This is a genomic window from Methylomonas sp. MgM2, assembly GCF_054172045.1.
Map to the genome: position 1 here is coordinate 75,913 of NZ_JBSYXO010000007.1, position 17,908 is coordinate 93,820.

Annotated in this window: 12 protein-coding genes; 4 read left to right on the forward strand and 8 right to left on the reverse strand. The window is 45.5% G+C overall.

Annotation, left to right across the window (positions count from 1 at the left end; translation table 11 throughout):
• Window positions 1-7 precede the first annotated feature (7 nt).
• Window positions 8-817 carry a sterol transporter outer membrane protein BstC gene (gene bstC / locus ACW73I_RS07745; protein ID WP_458028669.1) on the forward strand — a complete coding sequence of 270 codons (810 nt, stop codon included), beginning with the start codon at window positions 8-10 and terminating at the stop codon, window positions 815-817.
• 199 nt (window positions 818-1,016) lie between these two features.
• Here bstC and ACW73I_RS07750 read toward each other — a convergent pair whose 3' ends face one another.
• Complete coding sequence (locus tag ACW73I_RS07750) at window positions 1,017-4,835, reverse strand: DUF1631 family protein (RefSeq protein ID WP_458028670.1); 3,819 nt, start codon at window positions 4,833-4,835, stop codon at window positions 1,017-1,019.
• 683 nt (window positions 4,836-5,518) lie between these two features.
• Between ACW73I_RS07750 and ACW73I_RS07755 the strand changes: the two genes are divergently transcribed.
• Window positions 5,519-5,959, forward strand: coding sequence for a bacteriohemerythrin (locus tag ACW73I_RS07755; RefSeq protein ID WP_458028671.1), 441 nt, complete (start codon window positions 5,519-5,521; stop codon window positions 5,957-5,959).
• Window positions 5,960-5,989: 30 nt separating this feature from the next.
• On the opposite strand, the gene ACW73I_RS07760 is transcribed toward ACW73I_RS07755, so the two are convergent.
• Window positions 5,990-6,643 carry a hypothetical protein gene (locus ACW73I_RS07760; RefSeq protein ID WP_458028672.1) on the reverse strand — a complete coding sequence of 218 codons (654 nt, stop codon included), beginning with the start codon at window positions 6,641-6,643 and terminating at the stop codon, window positions 5,990-5,992.
• Window positions 6,644-6,828: 185 nt separating this feature from the next.
• Window positions 6,829-7,143: a hypothetical protein gene (locus ACW73I_RS07765; protein WP_458028673.1), complete on the reverse strand. Its 315-nt coding sequence runs from the start codon at window positions 7,141-7,143 to the stop codon at window positions 6,829-6,831.
• Between the two features lie 874 nt (window positions 7,144-8,017).
• Between ACW73I_RS07765 and ACW73I_RS07770 the strand changes: the two genes are divergently transcribed.
• Window positions 8,018-9,547 (forward strand): GNAT family N-acetyltransferase, encoded by a 1,530-nt coding sequence (locus tag ACW73I_RS07770; RefSeq protein WP_458028674.1) that lies wholly within the window; start codon window positions 8,018-8,020, stop codon window positions 9,545-9,547.
• A gap of 70 nt (window positions 9,548-9,617) precedes the next feature.
• A complete protein-coding gene (locus tag ACW73I_RS07775; protein ID WP_458028675.1) occupies window positions 9,618-10,004 on the forward strand; it encodes a hypothetical protein in 387 nt (128 codons plus the stop codon).
• A gap of 115 nt (window positions 10,005-10,119) precedes the next feature.
• Here the strand turns inward: ACW73I_RS07775 and ACW73I_RS07780 are convergent, their stop codons facing one another.
• From ACW73I_RS07780 to hrpA, 5 genes are all read right to left on the reverse strand, one after another.
• Window positions 10,120-10,980, reverse strand: coding sequence for a hypothetical protein (locus ACW73I_RS07780; RefSeq protein WP_458028676.1), 861 nt, complete (start codon window positions 10,978-10,980; stop codon window positions 10,120-10,122).
• Between the two features lie 191 nt (window positions 10,981-11,171).
• Window positions 11,172-12,188 (reverse strand): RHS repeat protein, encoded by a 1,017-nt coding sequence (locus ACW73I_RS07785; protein WP_458028677.1) that lies wholly within the window; start codon window positions 12,186-12,188, stop codon window positions 11,172-11,174.
• A gap of 414 nt (window positions 12,189-12,602) precedes the next feature.
• Window positions 12,603-12,914: a hypothetical protein gene (locus tag ACW73I_RS07790; protein ID WP_458028678.1), complete on the reverse strand. Its 312-nt coding sequence runs from the start codon at window positions 12,912-12,914 to the stop codon at window positions 12,603-12,605.
• 147 nt (window positions 12,915-13,061) lie between these two features.
• On the reverse strand, window positions 13,062-13,766 hold the full coding sequence (locus ACW73I_RS07795) for a rhomboid family intramembrane serine protease (protein WP_458028679.1): 705 nt from the start codon (window positions 13,764-13,766) through the stop codon (window positions 13,062-13,064).
• 63 nt (window positions 13,767-13,829) lie between these two features.
• Window positions 13,830-17,723, reverse strand: coding sequence for an ATP-dependent RNA helicase HrpA (hrpA, locus tag ACW73I_RS07800; RefSeq protein WP_458028680.1), 3,894 nt, complete (start codon window positions 17,721-17,723; stop codon window positions 13,830-13,832).
• Between the last annotated feature and the right edge of the window lie 185 nt (window positions 17,724-17,908).

The following is a 17,908-nucleotide window of genomic DNA, read 5'->3' on the forward strand; positions in this document are numbered from 1 at the left end:
TACGATCGTGAGCAACTTATCAAGGCTGTCAGCGCTTTCAATATTGGCATTTTCGGTCGCTTGCACAGAAGTATCGCGTGATCACCTGCTGTTGGAATTGCCGTCTGACTGTTCCGCACAAACCGCCAATACTTTGATAGAGGAACAAACTCAACTTGGCCCATTGACCGACACACACACGCTAGCCTGCGCGCTGGCTGTTCTGCGCGATACTAAGGCAAGTTCGTCGCGTTCAGCACTCGCCAGCCGATTATGTCTACACTTAGCCGAACGCCAAACCGATGAAGCCGATCGCGAGAAATTCGCTTCCGCCGGCGTCGCTTTCGCCGAAGACGCCCTGAAACAAGGTGGACAACACAATGGCGCTAACCACTACTATTTAGCGGCCAACCTCGGTCTTTTAGTGCGGGACGACATCGCACTGGCCATGGAAAACATTAACCGGCTCGAAGACGAAATGAAGCAATCCGTTGTTCTGAGTCCCGACCTGGACGACGGCGGTCCATTACGACTTTTAGGCGCACTTTATCTCAAAGCCCCGAGCTGGCCCAGCGGTATAGGCGATCTCGACAAAGCATTGGAGTTTCTGGAGAGGGCTGTCATAAAACACCCCGACCACCCGCTTAACCACTTGTTTTATGCCGAGGCACTTTGGCAGGAAGACGAGGTCGGCAATTTGGCTCAGGTAAAGTCCGAATTCGCGCTGGGAGAGAAGTTATTAACCGAGGGCAATTGGGGTTACAGCAAAATACCGTGGCGCAAAGAATTCGCCGAGTTCGCCGACGAGACGGGAGGGATCGTATCACCCGCTCGCTGATATCTGTTACCGGCTTGCAGTCTGTAATTTGTTTGCCAAACCAGCCGCATCAACTCATACATCCCTAAACATGGCGCTAGCAAAGACCTTGGTAATTTGAAAAAACGACCGCTCCCATGCTCAGGCTTGAAACATGTGAACCCGGGCAGGTGTATCGGCGAAACGAGCATTGAGCGCGCAGCACCTACCCGTGTAACCTTTACGCGGCTAATTCACTAAGACAAATCGGTTTTTGAATTCCATAGCCCTGCCCGTAATCTATTCCAATTTCTTTCAACACCGACCGGATTTCATCATTTTCAACATACTCTGCGATCGTTTTCATGTTTAAGGAGTGCGCGATTTCATTCATCGATTTAACGATGGCGATGTCCGCTTTGTTATTTAAAATATCCTTAACAAAAGCACCGTCTATTTTAAGATAATCCACGTCTAAATTTTTTAGATAAGAATAAGAGGAATATCCGGAACCGAAATCGTCTAACGAAAACCCACAACCAAATCGCTTAATAGCATTAATAAAGCGTTTAGTGAATTCTAAATTTTCCGATGCCACGGTTTCAGTTATTTCGAATATAAGCTTATTGGCGGGAAAACGGCTTGCTTCAATAACCTCTTTAAGAAATTGTAAAAACTCGTGACTGTTTATGGATTGAACAGATAGATTAATTGAAAACCCGTCCATTTTGTCAAAACAGTTACGATTACTCTCAATCCAATTGAATATATTGGTAATTATCCACCGGTCTATCTCCGGCATGCGTTTACAACGTTCAACAGCAGGTATAAAGTTGTCCGGTGGAATTATACTTCCGTCTTCGCTTCTCACCCCTAACAAAATCTCATAATGAAGATGGCTATTATTTCCTTTTTGAATTGGCGCGATCATTTGGCATCGAATAAATAAACGGTCTTGTGTAAGGACGTTGTCGATCAAGCCAACCCATTCGTTTAGCTTATTTTGCCGTTTTAAAGCTTCATCTTCGTTATTAAATAATAGAATGCTATTTTGCCCCAACCGTTCCGCGGAACTGCTGGCAAAATCGGCTTGTTGTAGCAACAGATGCACGTCCAGGCAATCATGCCCCATAAAAGCCAGTCCCATGCAAACATTAATGACAAAACTTTTATCTTGCCATTGAAAATGCGAGTCATTAATTAATTTAAGTAGTCGTTTTGACTTTGAGTGACCGTCATTGACGGTGCAATTTTTAAACAAAATAGCAAAAGATTTATCTCCCAGTCTCGCCGATAACTCACTGCCGCTTAGCTGCCCTGAAATGATTTGAGCAATGTTTTTTAATAACTGCTCACCACCCACTATTCCGCACACATTCGTAATCAACCGCAGGTCTACTAAATCTATGCGACACAATATATGTTGAGTATTATTAAGATTCTGTATTTCATTTTTTAATAATCGGACAAACTCATCTCTAGTATATAAATTAGTAATCGAATCATGCGTCGCATTAAAAATCAATTTATCATGCACATTTTGCAACATAGAACTAGTCACTCGTTCCATCAAAGGCTGATTAAGATTGTCGCACTTATAGGCCAAGCCTTTACGAAATTGCTCCGCTAACTCCATTTTGCCAAATTCCAATTTATTTAAACCATCATTATCCACGAAAACATAAAGTTGTAAAATATCACCAATCCAAACTAGTTTCATTGGAATTACACCCAATGCTCCATTTGAAACTGAAAGCCAGTCGCCTACAACCAGCTGCTCAACTTGCACCGTCCATTTGTCATCAATAGCCGGCGGCGAACAATCAACTTCCTTAACAGGTTCAACCGCAACGGTCTGAAGCCGTTTTCGAACTTTTGGACTACCCACTCCAAGCAATAACGCAGTCAGTTCGTCTTTTATTTTGTTGCGTTGAATAATATCCGTACAAACCGACTTTAAATTATCCCAAATAAACTCCAATGTTCTATATATGCTCCCGATATGAATTTTTAAGGTAGAGTCTTGCTGAAATAGCCAAAACATTAGATCGTCAATAACCACCCAATATTTTTCATTATCATCAATTTCCTTCGGTTTATTTAACTCCGCTATAATCAGTAAATCCTGCCATCCTGATTCGAGCAACTCAATAATCACTTTGGGAACATAAGGCCCACAGACACGCTGATCTAATTTTTGCTTTACTGCGCGCTTTGCCAATTCCAGCTTTTGCCGACCTTCATAGGGTTCAACGATACGTTTGACTAATAAATTAATCTGTTTATTGATTTGGGTAGATAAGTCGTCCAATTCTTCAGCCACTTCAGTTAACACAACCGGATTAGTAATTGCTTCTTTTGAAACTCGTTCAATCAGCCGTTCGACGCTGCTTTTCACACTAAGATTTTTTATAATCTTGTTTGTCTTAATTGCAGATTCTAGCGCTGCCATTCGATTGAATATTATCGATACCGGGTGTGAATCACTATCCAGAAAATCAACACCTCTTAAAGGTAAAGAAAGTAAAGGTAAATACATTTGCCCTATATAATTTTTAAGGTCAGATGAAAGCTTGAAATCGTTTTCAAGTATTTTGAAAAATCGATCATATATGCCAATTTTTTGGATGGATTCTGGGGGCAGCGATTTCTTTTCTAAACTAGATTTATCTAAAATTACTTCTAGTTGTTTTGTAAGCGTTATATCATCGTTTTTTAAGTTGTGACCGGCGGCATATTCTTTTTGCAGTTTTTCAATAGCGGAAGCTATTTCGTCAACACTATATTTTGTCGTGTCCCGATCAGCATTTCCCTCGAAACGATTTTTTTCAGACCCAACTAAAACAGTCGCCTCCGAATCGGCTAATATATCCAGCAAGCGTCCGGTTATTTGTGAAACGGCATAGGATTTTTTTTGTTCCCTTGGCTCTCCTAACGACCTTGACACGTAATCGGCAATTATCAATTCATTTTCTATGATTTTAGATTCATCCGCCTTTGTCCGATTTAAGCCAGCGCACGATGATTGCCGGTATGTTTCTGATTTGCTAGACAATGTTTTCGGAGGTTTTTTCTCAGATGACTTAAATCCACTCAATAAAACTAATAATTGCTCGTAGAAAATATCCAAATTTTTTATTAAACCAGCCTCGAAGCAACGATAAAGACCTAGTTTAACTCTATTGCCTGATTCAAGCTGTAAGACTAAATCGCGAAAATTTTCACACAGTGCGGCAGGTGACATAGGGTTATTCTCGACTGTCATATGCCAGCCAAAGACTCTGACCAATTCTTTTGTCAGTCTATCTATCCTTTCATCAAAATTGCGGTTTAATCGTTTTATAATATCAACTAGGTTTAGCCAATCTTCAAATGCATCCTTTTCGATTAATGACAAGGGCTCATCGGCAGGCTCGGAAATTTCGTTCATATCCAAATCTTGCGTCCGACAATTAATTCCTTCAATTACGGCGTAACAAAATTCAGAACAAAAAGCTTCCTCGTTTTGTTTAAACGTAGTCAATAGATCATCCAATAACGATTGATTCGCAAAAAATTCTGAATTCTGGTTAATTTTCTCCAACTCTTCCGGTAAATCAGCGAAAAACTGATTTATCAGCAAAGTTAAATTTTCAATCAGAAATTGCCTAAAACCCGGTTTGGCACCAACGTTATCCAATTTGCCGGATGGATTTGCGGCATTCTTATCCAAAGCATGTTGCAGACTTCGCTCTGCGTGATCTGCCAAAGCCTTCACAGCAGATGAAGGCATATTCTCGACCGATAATCCCATCCCTTGCGGCGTAATGTGCACGGCGCGCCCTTTTAGTTCAAAGTCAACTGGTTTTACATTCTTCCCTACGGAAAAACGAATCGTCAGCGCTTCTTGGGGCGAAATATTCAAATTGCTTCCATCGAGTTCTAAGAAAAAACCCCCAACGCAAAAATCAAGAACGGTACATTGTATCGGTTCCATTCCATCCATCACTAAAGTGGCTGTTAATTCAACAGGGTGGCGCACCGACCGGCGGCGTTTATTGTTCTTTAGGCGAATAGGCATACGATAGAACCCGGAACTCCCTAACAAAGAAGCTATTTACTTGAATTAATCTTACATGCATTTTGACGTTATTCAAGCACTATTCGGCACATCTTTTTCACGCAAATTACCTTAATCCATCAACGTTAAAGCTAATTCGCCATCTCTACATCGTCCCTCTCCAAGTGCATCGAAAACTGGTTGACCGGCATCAATGGTGTTTCTTATATTCGTTTATTCGTCCCGATGAAATATCAAATGAAACCGGTTCGAGATACGCAATATGTCTGCGCTAAAGCCCTACCTAAATCACCACGTGTCAATGATCCTCTCGGCCATGTTGGACGACAATTAGACAATGAAACATATACATTATCCGACGAAAGACGAGGCGATTCACCCTTCGTAATGAGAACGTGAGGTTACATTTTATTAACAACCGACCGCGTCAACCTTTCTCCGTGTTAGCGGCTTCGTCCAACGTCAAACTTAACAGCGCGTACTACAAAAGTACAATATTTAGAAATCTCATACATTGCTAGGATCAAAAGCCAGTTTGAGGGGTTAATGGGAGTTATTCCTGATATACGTCAACTTTCCAAAACGAGAGTCATGCCACCATTAATTCGTTATTAGTGCTAAGCCGTTTAATTGAATCGCGTTATTTAAAAATTGGATAAAAAAATAAAACTAGGAGTCTATTCATGAACAATTTCATCTGGCTCGACGAATACAAAATCGGCCACCACATCATAGATCAACAACATCAATATTTATTTGATTTAGCCAATCAAATCGTCGCCCCCTACAATGACCAGCAAAAAACGCATCAAAATGTGCTGTCCTTATATCACTACGTCCGAGAGCATTTTAGGGAAGAGGAAGCATTAATGAAACAATACGACTATCCTGGCTACGAAGACCAAGTCAATGAGCATAACTTGTTGGAGCGAAGGTTGCACGAAATCAGTGCCGGAATCCTAACTGGTGAAATAAAGCCGGAAGATGTGATGAAATTTATGCGAAACTGGCTTTTGGATCATATTCTTGGAAAAGACACCCAATTAGGAGATTTCTTGCGCACAAGCCCACGAACAACTCATACGGGTATACTCAAAAGAAACACAACAGAAACCAATCAATAGCCTGCTGTCGAGAAAACTGGAACTTAAGGTTTACGCAACGTTAGGTTTCTTTTGCCGAAAGTTGAATCCGTAGAATCCAATTGTCGTTGCGAATAACCAGAAAGCCGCGGGGATCGGTACCACTGATGTGGCATTGACTTGATAGGTCGATCCACCGTCAAAAGCGGCTAAGCCCGCCGGAATAAAAGCGCTAAAGCTGATCATGCCGTTCTCTAATTGTCCTGTGATAGTGGGAAATGAGCCAGTAGTAGTGCAAGATGCGATGCTTCCGCTGGGAATATTTGCGCAAAGATCGCCACTGCCGGAAAATATAGCCCCGGTAAGCTGACTGTTTATAAAGTCAGGCATTTGAAAATCACTCGGCAAACCATTGGCCGTTAAATTTACATTGCTAATGCTCAACCAATCGGTATTACCATTATCTGTTGTCCATACGGTAACGTCGAATGAACCGCCGATACTGTAATTGACCGTTGGCGATGGCCCACCCGAACCATCGGTTCCGAATGAGAAAGTTCCCGGATTATAGGCTAGCGAACTTGTTGCAGAGTTAATCGAATATGTTCCGCTACTCAGTACTGTGGCACCAGATGTCACTACACCCGCATGAACGCCGTCGGCTATCGCGAAAAAACTCACAGCGATACTAAGTTTACGGAGCAAAGCACTTAATTTGATATTCATAATTTTCCTTGTACATTGAAATCGAGGATCGGACTTATTCAATTGCCGCAAGCAAGTGTCTAGAGTACTCAACCTGTGTTAGATCAGAATATGGCTTGATGAAGCGGCACCAATACTAACAAACATCATCATGTGTTTTTAAACTTTTCGACATCCATTACACACCATGTAACCTGAATACAGATTTAATCAGGTAAAGATTGCGCTCCAGTCAACCCTGAGAAACCGCCTCTGGCTAAGATCGTCGCCGGAAACGAATTGCTTTTCGTGACAATCCTTAATTGCCGGTTACCATTCAATGCGTCGCACACTGTAACGGCGCGGTCACCCGCAACAGCAATGGCTGTTAACGCTTGCAAGGGTTTACCCGTATCGTCCAGTTCTTCCAAAACTGTGACCGAAGGTTGAACTTGCTCGTAAATCTCGACGGAATGAAGTGGTTTTGCCGCCGCTTGCGAGAGATAAGCGCCTACGCAAAGCAATAGGACAATCTTTCTCATTCGACCTCCAAGTTGTCAATATTCGGTGGGTAAGACTAAGAATGCTTGAATAGCGAAATAGCCATTGTAAGTAGCTTAAGAGAAAAAGACTAGTGCGACCGTGCGGGATGATCATGATTTCCGCGAACCGCTAACTTGGCAAATGCACTGCTATTGAGAATGGCATGTTGCTTGAAAAGCGCGATGCGGGACTCTCGCACATAACCCTTCCGAACGGCTCCGGAAACCATCAAACCTCAACCTCAAAAATACAGTCGGTAGATGAAGCCAACGGGTTCGGCATAAAGCAATGCTAACGGTCGAAAAATTTTTCAATAGCCGCTTCGTTGCTAATAAGTACGCGTGTAATCGTGTCAAAACTAAAATTTGCGCCGGTTTCCAGACGATTGCGAAATTAACCCGCTAACGCCCTCTACGGGTAGCCTAATCGAGGCGAACGGATACAGTCGTTTCTATGCTCGGCCTATTGAGAACCCTCAACTGTTTTCGAAGGCTTTCCTAAACATTGGCATTAAAATCGCGGTCCAACGGCTCTTGCAGATCAGTATCAAAAATTATGGTTCGTAATATCTCTGACACATTCTTCAGATAGTGTTTGAAGATAAGCGCCCATTTGATTTCATATGATCCACAGCTAATCCTACATTAAATTACATCTTGCATCCTTAGGGTGCGGGCACACAATAATGCCGGCTATTCACTAAACGCACTAATGCTTCAAAACAATCGATCGGCCATGCTCGTCCAGTGTTTCTATTCAACACAAATCATCTACACTAATCGTAGAAATGAATAGTAACGATGGAACCCGGCTATCCTATATCAAACGAGTCGAACCGGAAAACAGTTCCGTCTATCAATTAATCCGCTAAAAATGAAACAAGACAATGTCAAAAAACATAAATTGCTATTACGGCATTTGACATTGGCGGATTATCCGCAAATTGCGGATTTAATGGACAAGGTATATGACAATCTTGGCGGAGCCTGGAAAAAAGATCAGTATATTTCTCAAGTCTCGCGTTTCCCCGAAGGGCAAATCGGTATCGAAGACAATGGTGTATTAGTTGCTGCGGCACTCAGTATGATTGTTGATTACAATCAGTTTGGCGACAATCATACCTACGTCCAAATTACCGGAAACGGCTATTTGACCCATCATACCCTCGACGGCGATACGCTTTATGGCGTCGACATTTTCGTTCACCCCAAGTCCAGAGGCTTACGTCTGGGGCGGCGCTTATACAACGCGCGCAAAGAGCTATGCCGAAACTTTAATCTTAAACGTTTCATTGCGGGTGGACGGATTCCGGGCTACACGAACTATGCTGACAAACTGACGCCTGTGCGTTACATCGAACAAGTCAAAAGCCGTGAAATTTTCGATCCGGTGTTGTCGTTCCAGATGGCCAATGGTTTTCATGTCCGAAAGTTATTAACCGGCTATTTGCCCGTAGACGAGGATTCTCACGGTTACGCGACATTACTCGAATGGATTAACCTGGATTATGTCGACAAGAAACCCGAGTTAGGTCAGCAGAAACACACCATTCGTCTCGGCGTTGTCCAATGGCAAATGCGCACGTTAACGACCGTCGGCGAATTATTAAAGCATGCCGAGTTTTTTATCGATGCAGTCGCGGGTTACAACGCTGATTTCGTTCTATTTCCTGAATATATCAGCGCTCCCCTGATGGGCTTGTTCAATGACAAAAACCCCGCCGACGCAATTAGAGCTTTGGCCGGCTTTAGCCGGGATATTCGCGATGGCTTATCTGAAATGGCGATGTCCTACAATATCAATATCATTGCCGGAACGATGCCGGAATACGGCGCCCACGAACTATATAACGTCTCTTGGTTTTTACGTCGCGACGGTACTTTCGAAGCACAGTACAAAATCCACGTGTCGGTGGACGAAGACAGTTATTGGGGATTGAAAGGCGGCGACGCCCTTAAAGTATTCGATAGCGACTGCGGCAAAATCGCTGTGCTTGCCAGTTACGATACCGAATTTCCGGAACTCGCGCGATTGGCTGCGTTACAAGGCGCCCAGATCATATTCGTACCGTTCTGGACCGATACCAAAAACGCCTATCAACGCGTCCGATATTGTTCGCAAGCCCGCGCTATCGAAAACGAATGCTTTGTCGCCATCGGCGGCAGCGTCGGCAATTTACCGCATGCGGAAAACATGGACATCCAATACGCGCAAGCAGCGATTTTCTGCCCTAGCGACTTTTCCTTCCCGCACGATGCCATCCTGGCCGAGGCCACGCCAAATACTGAAATGACCTTAATCGCCGATGTCAACCTAGAATTATTAAAACAGACCCGCAGCCGAGGTGCTTCACGTAACTTATCCCGTCGGCGGCTAGATTTATATCGCTTACATTGGCATTAATTCATATATTCTTTATCATAAACATCGACTATCGTATTCTTATAAATTTAGCGTCCCCAGAGAGACCGCAATGTCCGCATATTTACCGTTTCAACTTCAAAACTTTGCGAACTACTGTGATAGCCTAAGACGTGTAGGTATAGACCCTGGCTTCGTGCTATTCACAAATCATCATGCCAGCGATAACAAACCCGCAGCTAGGCCTATTTTTGGAGATCACATCGATCTGGCGAAATCCTATATTCAAACGCCTTCCGACGAAGGATTCAGAAAGCTGGTCAGCGCAGGAGTGTTATATGACACTCAGTGGGATCGCCAGACCAAGTATTGGGAAATCATTTCATTTGAGGGCTGGGAAACGCTGCATAAAGCTTTCAGCCATCTACACGCCAAAGCCTCGCAATCCTTAACCGAGCTAACCGGCGTATCTGACGTGGAATTTATCCGCTCGATTTGATGTTATAGAGACCATTGCTACCGGTTGTTTAAATCGGACTAACGACGTAAGCAGCGGATCATCGAAGCTTGGACTTAATCCGCCGCTAAAAGTCAGATTTGACAGAATGCGATGTTTATTTTGCAAACAGGACTTGAAACGTTAAATTAGCTGACCAATCCGCACCTAGGTTAGGAGTCATCGCATTGTAATAACCTTCCACTTTGGTGTTAATCGCATTTTTCCCAATCATAAATAATTTACCGACTCCACCGCCGACAGGTACTGTCCAAGTTTGATCGATACTCCTATTCCAATTGGCGACCATATTCATGTCGGAAACCAAATACCAGCCGTCGTTGAAATTGTAATTAACGAACGGCCGTAACACCATTTGACTCACCCCATGACGGCTATTGTTGCCGAGCACAGACCAAATTTGTTGCACGGAAAGCCCTACGGTCCACGGTCTAGGTTGGGTCACAATCATCAGCGCAGGACCCGCACTGAATTTACCGCTACCTAATTGGCGTGAAGTACGGTCTTCCGGATCCCCGAACCGGGTATCGGTCGGAAAAACTAAGGCGGGACCAAAACCTATAGTAAAGTCATCGGATATATCAGGCGAAATATAGGAAGTCAGCATCGTATCGCCGAGACCGGACGCGCCGTCTCCAGGATAAGGCTCCGGCAAATTTTCTATCCCATTCACGACTCCGGAGGTACCGATAAAATTCAGCGATAATTGGTTAATCATATTCCAACCATCAAATGAAACCGGGATGATCGGCTTGATTGAACCAACCGACACGCCGCCATTCTGAGCCCCACCGTAATAGGTATATTCCAATGGAATACTATATATAGGCGTCAGCGGATTTTGGGACATATAAGTAAAGTTCTCGGTCTCATCCGCACTTGCGCCGTTCCCCAGCAAAGTCAGCGGTATAGCCAACAAAAGCGGTAAGCGTTTAAATAAACGAGGTAGTTTTTCCATTGTAATCACCCAAAAAATAAATTTACCAAGAACTAGTTTAATCCATGAATCCCGTAGTGTTTGTTCCGTAACGGACGCCAGCTAATTACTTCGGAATCGCTATGACTAACTATAGCCATTCCGCCGTAAAACTAAAAGAGTAAAAAGCTTAGTACATCCGCCTGAACATTTCATTCTAGATTAGTGAACAATCACCCAATCGATGTTTGGCTTAGATCCTCTGACGGAAACGAAAAACTATCGTCGACCGGCTCAATTTGAAATACCCGATTCGGCATATGAGTATTATGCGTTTTCTCACGGCCTCGTTCATCGCGCTCGCGCAATTGAAACGTATTACAGTCGGCAATTAGATGCGTGCCGAACGGTGTTTCGATAGCATCTTGCACCCACTTAACCGGAAAGAAACGATTGGTGCCGGGCACTGTTTCTATTAGCTCGAAATCTCTATCGTATATTAATACTTCGCCTCTACGCGAATTCGAAAGCATATACCCCTTCGAGTGCGGACGGATATGATGCGCTCCGCTCAGACCTGAAATTACAACTTCGTGCTCCAAACTCTCTCTGTCTATTCGAATCACTTTGCCTTGATAGAACAAAATCGTTAATACTTTCTTATCGTCATAGGGGTCAACCATCGCGGAATTTAAATGCGTCGTTTGCAAACGTCCCGGATAGTTTAATTGACGATGATCGATTGTTTTATCGATGACCCGTTTGCCTCCACCATATGCTTGATCGTAGCCATGCTCAGTCGCCCACCAGGACCAAATCAATTCACCGGACAAATCGAATTCTAACAGCGCATCTACACCACTTGCCGTCACCAATAAACCCTTGTCGGTGCGGCGTAACGAACGCACCTGGGTCAACAATGGACTACGAATTTCTAAATCGATTTCGCCGCTATCGGTCAACCTGGCAATATGCTCGTCGCCGGCCACACCATCCTGGCTGCAAGGCAAACCAGTTATGAAATATAAGCCTTCACCACTTACATATTGCAATCCAAACGGTTTTATCGGGTGTAATTCACCTAGGGATTTAATTCCTCCTAATTCCCCATTATGCTCGAACAATTCCAGTTTTCCGCCAGGTAATCCTCTGAAAACGTCATTCGAACGATCTTTACCTCGAATGATACGATTTAACCTAAACTTGACATAATCCCAATTGGTTTGTGGATACGAAACGACAAATTTCATTAATTAACGCTCTTTTATTTATTACGCGACACGTATGAATACGTTTACAAATTGATTAAAGGTTCATATACGGGAGTATTCGCAAGGCCGGCATGAAATTGAAAGTTAGCCGATATCACGTATATTGGAAATAGATTTCTAAAATAGATCTTGCTTTACTCCCTAGTTTAGAAGCTTTACGTGAACATTCGGCCCGTAGTAATGATGCTGAAAGCCGATAACGAGATGTGCGAGATCGGTAATGCACAATCTAAAATCCGTTACGGAATTTACGAATGGGTATTTTTTTCGACAAAGCGAACAACTTTACTAGGTATGAGCTCGAATGTTCGCACCAATATCCAAACGGCTATAGCCGCAAATAGGACATAAAAAAAAGGGCTAAACGCCCCTTTTTTGCGATTCGCCAGGCCTTTATTTAGCGGCGTCAGCCAACTTATTAAACGCCTCCACCCGTTGTTTACCGATATTAGCTAAATCGATGCCATTTTCGATAATCATTTGGATTAGGCCCGGCGTGCTGTAAACAATTTTACCTAGGTAAGCGACAACCGGTACTGCGATGACCACACCCACGACACTACCACCCAACAGTTTGCTCAACAAGACCACAATGTCCAACGGTAGAAGCACCATAGTGCCAAAATACACCAGAACCATAAAGGTAAACAGCACAAACACTACAAATTGCAGCAGTCTTATCAATGCAACATTCAAGTTTTTCATGGGTTATTTTCTCGAAAATAATGAAGTAATTGTTTTACCGTCCGCGCACTAAGCGACTTTAGCGCAATACGAAAAAACCGGCATTATAAAATAAAACCCATAACCTTACTCAATTTTTTAGCCAATCTTTCCATCTCTACAATCTAATTATTCATAAGGAGTTTCCTCCTCTTCAGGCGCCAAATCCCGATCTATCGGCGGCATGTTTTTTACAAATACCCCATGTAACGCCGCACCGGCGACAAAACCTCCCAGATGCGCCCACCACGCCGAATTTGAACCGACTCCGAACACAGCGGCCGTACTCAACTCCTGCAACTGCAAGATTACCCATAGCCCCAAAAAGGCAATAGCCGGGATCTCAAAAAATAATGGGAAGAAAAAGATTGGAAATATGATCGCCACTCTAGCATAAGGAAATCTGAAAAAATACGCGCCCAAAACGGCGGCAATCGCACCTGAAGCGCCGACAACCGGTACAACCAAATTTTTCGAAAAGTACCATTGCGCATAAGTTGCGAGCAGACCGCATAATAAATAAAAAACCAAAAACCGACTATGCCCCATCAAGTCTTCGATGTTATCGGCGAATATCCATAGGAACATCATATTGATGAGCAAATGTCCCCAACCGCCGTGCAGGAATAAACTACTGAGAAAAGAAAAGTAATAATCGGGCGGCAAACCGAAATGTCTGGCCCAGGTTGGATTCGTGTATCGGATGGGGACCATGCCGTACTTGTACAAAAAATGCTGCACCATGTAATCCGGCATCAGGTTCATCATCACAAATACCAGCACACAAATTCCCATGATAGACCAGGTCACATAGGGCGTCGTGTTGCATGGCACGGAATCTCTAATCGGTATCATATTAGGCCTTTAACGTGAACAACTTTCAAAATAAGAGCCGCACTAAAACATTTCGTTCCATTGTTTTTCTAAGCGCTGTACCGACACCGGTAACGCGGTTTTTAGTTGCTGAGCGAATAACGACACGCGCAATTCCTCCAAACCCCAGCGAAACGCGTCACGTTCGGGCACAGGCGGCTGCGTTTTTTGGCGTTTTTCAACCAGTTTCCAATAGCGCTGAGCTAAACGATACAAGCCTTGAACATCAGGCGTGTCCGGCTTTTGTTTGTCTAGCCTATATTCAATCGCCTTCAAATAGCGCGGAATGTTCTGCAGCTGGGCCAAGGGCGTATAACGCATAAAACCGGCGAACAACAACAAGCCCAACTGGATTTCGATATCCGACCGGATACCGGGCGCAATACCGCCTTGTTTCAAACATTGCTTAACATTTTGATAGTTTGCCATGATTTCCGAGATGCACTTGCCGGCTTGATTGCAATGCATCATCAACGTCGATTTCTTCTCGGACAAACGAGCCTCAAAGATTTCTTGTGTACGAATCTCGGCGCCTTCAACGAACGTATTGCTGAAGATCAAGTACAACAAATCGGCTTTGAATTCGCCGCAGCCCCGTTCGGCTAGAATAGGATGCTTAGGCAACTGGTTATAGGCGATTTGCGAGGCCGGCGATACCCCGCTGTTTTTTAGAATGTATTGCGCCTCTTTCCTGCACATCAATTGATATAGCTTAGTCAAACCGTCGAAATGGGCCTGCCGGGCTTTTTGCGGGGTTTCCAGAATCTTGACGCCAACCGATTCACCTTCATCGACGATAGCCGGATACCCTACAAACGTTTGGCCTCCATGCATGAACTGCCAGGTTTCCGGCAGGCCATCGAAAGCCCAGGCGACGCAACCGGTATAATTCATCTCTTCCTGAGCCAATTTGTCGAAACTGTCGCCGGCCTTGCCGCCGTATTCCGATTGCAGCTTCGCCAGATTGCGGCCGAACCCCAGTGCCCGGCCATTGTCGTCGACAACGCGAAAGTTCATCTTCAAATGTTGCGGCAGCGTATCGGGTTGCCACTCGTTCAACGGAATCGACTCTCCTGTCAATTTGCGCAGCCGGTTACCGAGCCATTCATACAGCGAGCCTTTGAAATCCGGTTCGATTTCCAGACAGGCCTTGGCGGTATTCGGCACCGGCACGAAGTGCTTGCGCAGATGCTTAGGCAAGCTTTTGATCAACGCGACGATTTTTTCTTCCAGCATGCCGGGCACCAGCCAATCGAACGGCTGCTGTCGAACCTGATTGAGTTGATGCACCGGAATAATCGCCGTGACACCGTCCTCGTCGTGTCCCGGCTCGAAACGGTAATGTAATTCTATCGTCAAATCGCCGATTTTCTTGGTGTCCGGATAATCCCAATCGTTGATCCGGTTGTCTTCATGACGGGTCAAGTCTTCCTTAGTCAGGAACAGAATCTTCGGGTTTTCGCGCTCGACCTTCTTGCGCCACTGATCCAGCGTGATACCGCTAACGATCTCCGCCGGTAGCTTCTTATCATAAAATTGGTACAACCATTCTTCGTCTTCAACCAAATCCACCCGGCGGCCCTTGTGCTGAATATAACCCACCTCTTCCAGCAATTTTTCGTTGGCCTTGAAGAACGCTGCATTGGAGTGGTAATCCTGATTCACTAAGGCGTGACGGATGAACATCTCCCGCGCCGCCTTGGGATCGACGTTTTCGTAAGGCACCTTGCGCTTGGCTTGCAAGGTCAAACCGTATAGCAAAGTCCGCTCGTAAACACCGCAGCGGCCGACGTTTTTTTCCCAATGCGGGTCGTAGTAATTACGTTTGACCAGATGCTGAGCGCAGGCTTCTATCCATTCCGGTTCTATCTTGGCCACCGTGCGGGCATAAACCTTGCTGGTCTCGACCTGTTCGGCAGCCATGAGCCACTTGGGCCTAAGTTTGTGCTGGCCGGACCCCGGAAAAATGAAAAACTTCAGCCCTCTGGCGCCCAGATACTCGTATTGCTCGTGTCTAAAGCCGATGTTGGATAACAAACCCGGTAATAAGGCCATATGGATTTGCTCGTAATTGGCCGGATTGCCGCTAGTCTTCAGCCCCAAGTCGCCGCGCGCGACTTGCATAATCTGGGCATGGATGTCTTGCCATTCGCGCATTCTGATGTAAGACAAGAAATTATCCTGGCAATATTTACGCAGTTTGTTGTTGGTCAGGTGCTTTTTCTGTACTTCGTAAGCATTCCACAAATTCAACCAGGTCAGAAAGTCCGAATCCTCCGCCTTGAATTGTGCGTGTTTGGCCTCGGCCTGAGCCAATTTCTCGGCGGGTTTATCGCGCGGGTCCTGTACGCTCAAGGCTGAGACGATGATCGCAACCTCCTGCAAAGAGCCTAATTCGGCAGCGGCCAACAGCATGCGCGCCAGCTTGGGGTCGGCCGGAATCTTGGCTAGTTGCTTGCCGGTATCGGTCAGGTTGCCCTGCTTGTCCAAGGCATCGACTTCGAACAGCGCGGTCTTACCGTCGCGTATCATCTTGTCTTCCGGCGGCTCGACGAAGGGGAACTCCTCGATATCGCCTAACTTCAAAGCCGCCATTTGCAAAATGACCGATGACAGGTTGGTTCTTAAAATCTCCGGCTCGGTGAATTCCGGACGCGCCTGATAGTCCTCTTGCGAATAAAGCCGTATACAAATACCCTCGGCCACCCGCCCGCATCGCCCGGCGCGCTGATTGGCGCTGGCTTGGGAAATGCGTTCTATGGGCAGCCTTTGAATCTTGCTGCGCGCGCTGTAGCGGCTGATGCGGGCATGACCGGAATCGATCACGCAGCGTATGCCGGGCACGGTTAGCGAAGTTTCGGCCACATTAGTCGCCAGCACGATGCGCGGTTTGTTGCCGGAAGGTTTGAATACCCTCTCCTGCTCCGCCACGCTGAGTTTGGAATACAAAGGCAGCACGTCGTAGCGGCTGTTGTGCTGAGACTTTCGCAAGGACTCGGCGGTTTCCCGGATCTCGTGTTCGCCGCTTAGAAAAATCAAAATATCGCCGCGCAGCTCACGATACAGTTCTTCGACCGCCTCCAAAATGGCTTGCTGCAAGTCGGCCGACGTTTCGTCGTCTTCCTCGATCTGTTCGATCGGCCGGTAACGAATATCCACCGGATAAGTACGGCCGGATACATTGACGATAGGCGCGTTGCCGAAGTGCCTTGAAAAACGCTCGGGATCGATAGTCGCCGACGTAATGATCAACTTCAAGTCCGGCCGTTTCGGCAACAACCATTTCAAGTAACCCAGCAAAAAATCGATGTTCAGGCTACGCTCGTGAGCCTCGTCGATGATCAAGGTGTCGTACTGATTCAGGTAGCGATCGTTCTGGGTTTCGGCCAACAAAATACCGTCGGTCATCAATTTGATCAGCGACGACTCGTGGGTCTTATCGTGGAAACGCACTTTATATCCCACGGCCTGACCGATGGATTGGCCCAATTCCTCGGCTATGCGATCGGCGACTGTACGGGCGGCGATGCGGCGCGGCTGGGTATGCCCGATCAGTCCGGTTACACCGCGGCCGATATCCAGGCAAATCTTCGGCAGCTGCGTGGTTTTGCCCGAGCCGGTTTCGCCACAAACAATCGTGACTTGGTTGTTCTTGATCAGTTCGACGATTTCATCTTTCTTGCCGGAGACAGGCAAATCCGGATAACTGATGATCGGCACCGAGGCTCGACGTTGTTCGCAACGGCCAAGCGAACGATTAATATGTTCGGACAATTGCCGAACATTAACCGCCACATCCTTTCCCCGGCCGGATTCGCTGCGCAAACGGTCTAATTGGCGCTTCAAGCTGTGGCGGTCGGCACTAAAGCAAGAATTGAGTCTTTTGGCGAGTTGTTTCAGATTTTCAGCTGAGGACATCGTGTAAAGAGGTTAAAAGACCTGGATTATACGATTTTGCGGACAAGTACGGGATAAGATGAAGCAAGCCGACTTTCATCGGCATGGCTTCTACACACTCGTCCGGCGATATTTCGCCGGTAAACCGGATAACAGGATTACCCAGTCAAGTCGTTAATTGAATTTGAACCATAACAGCCACTGGA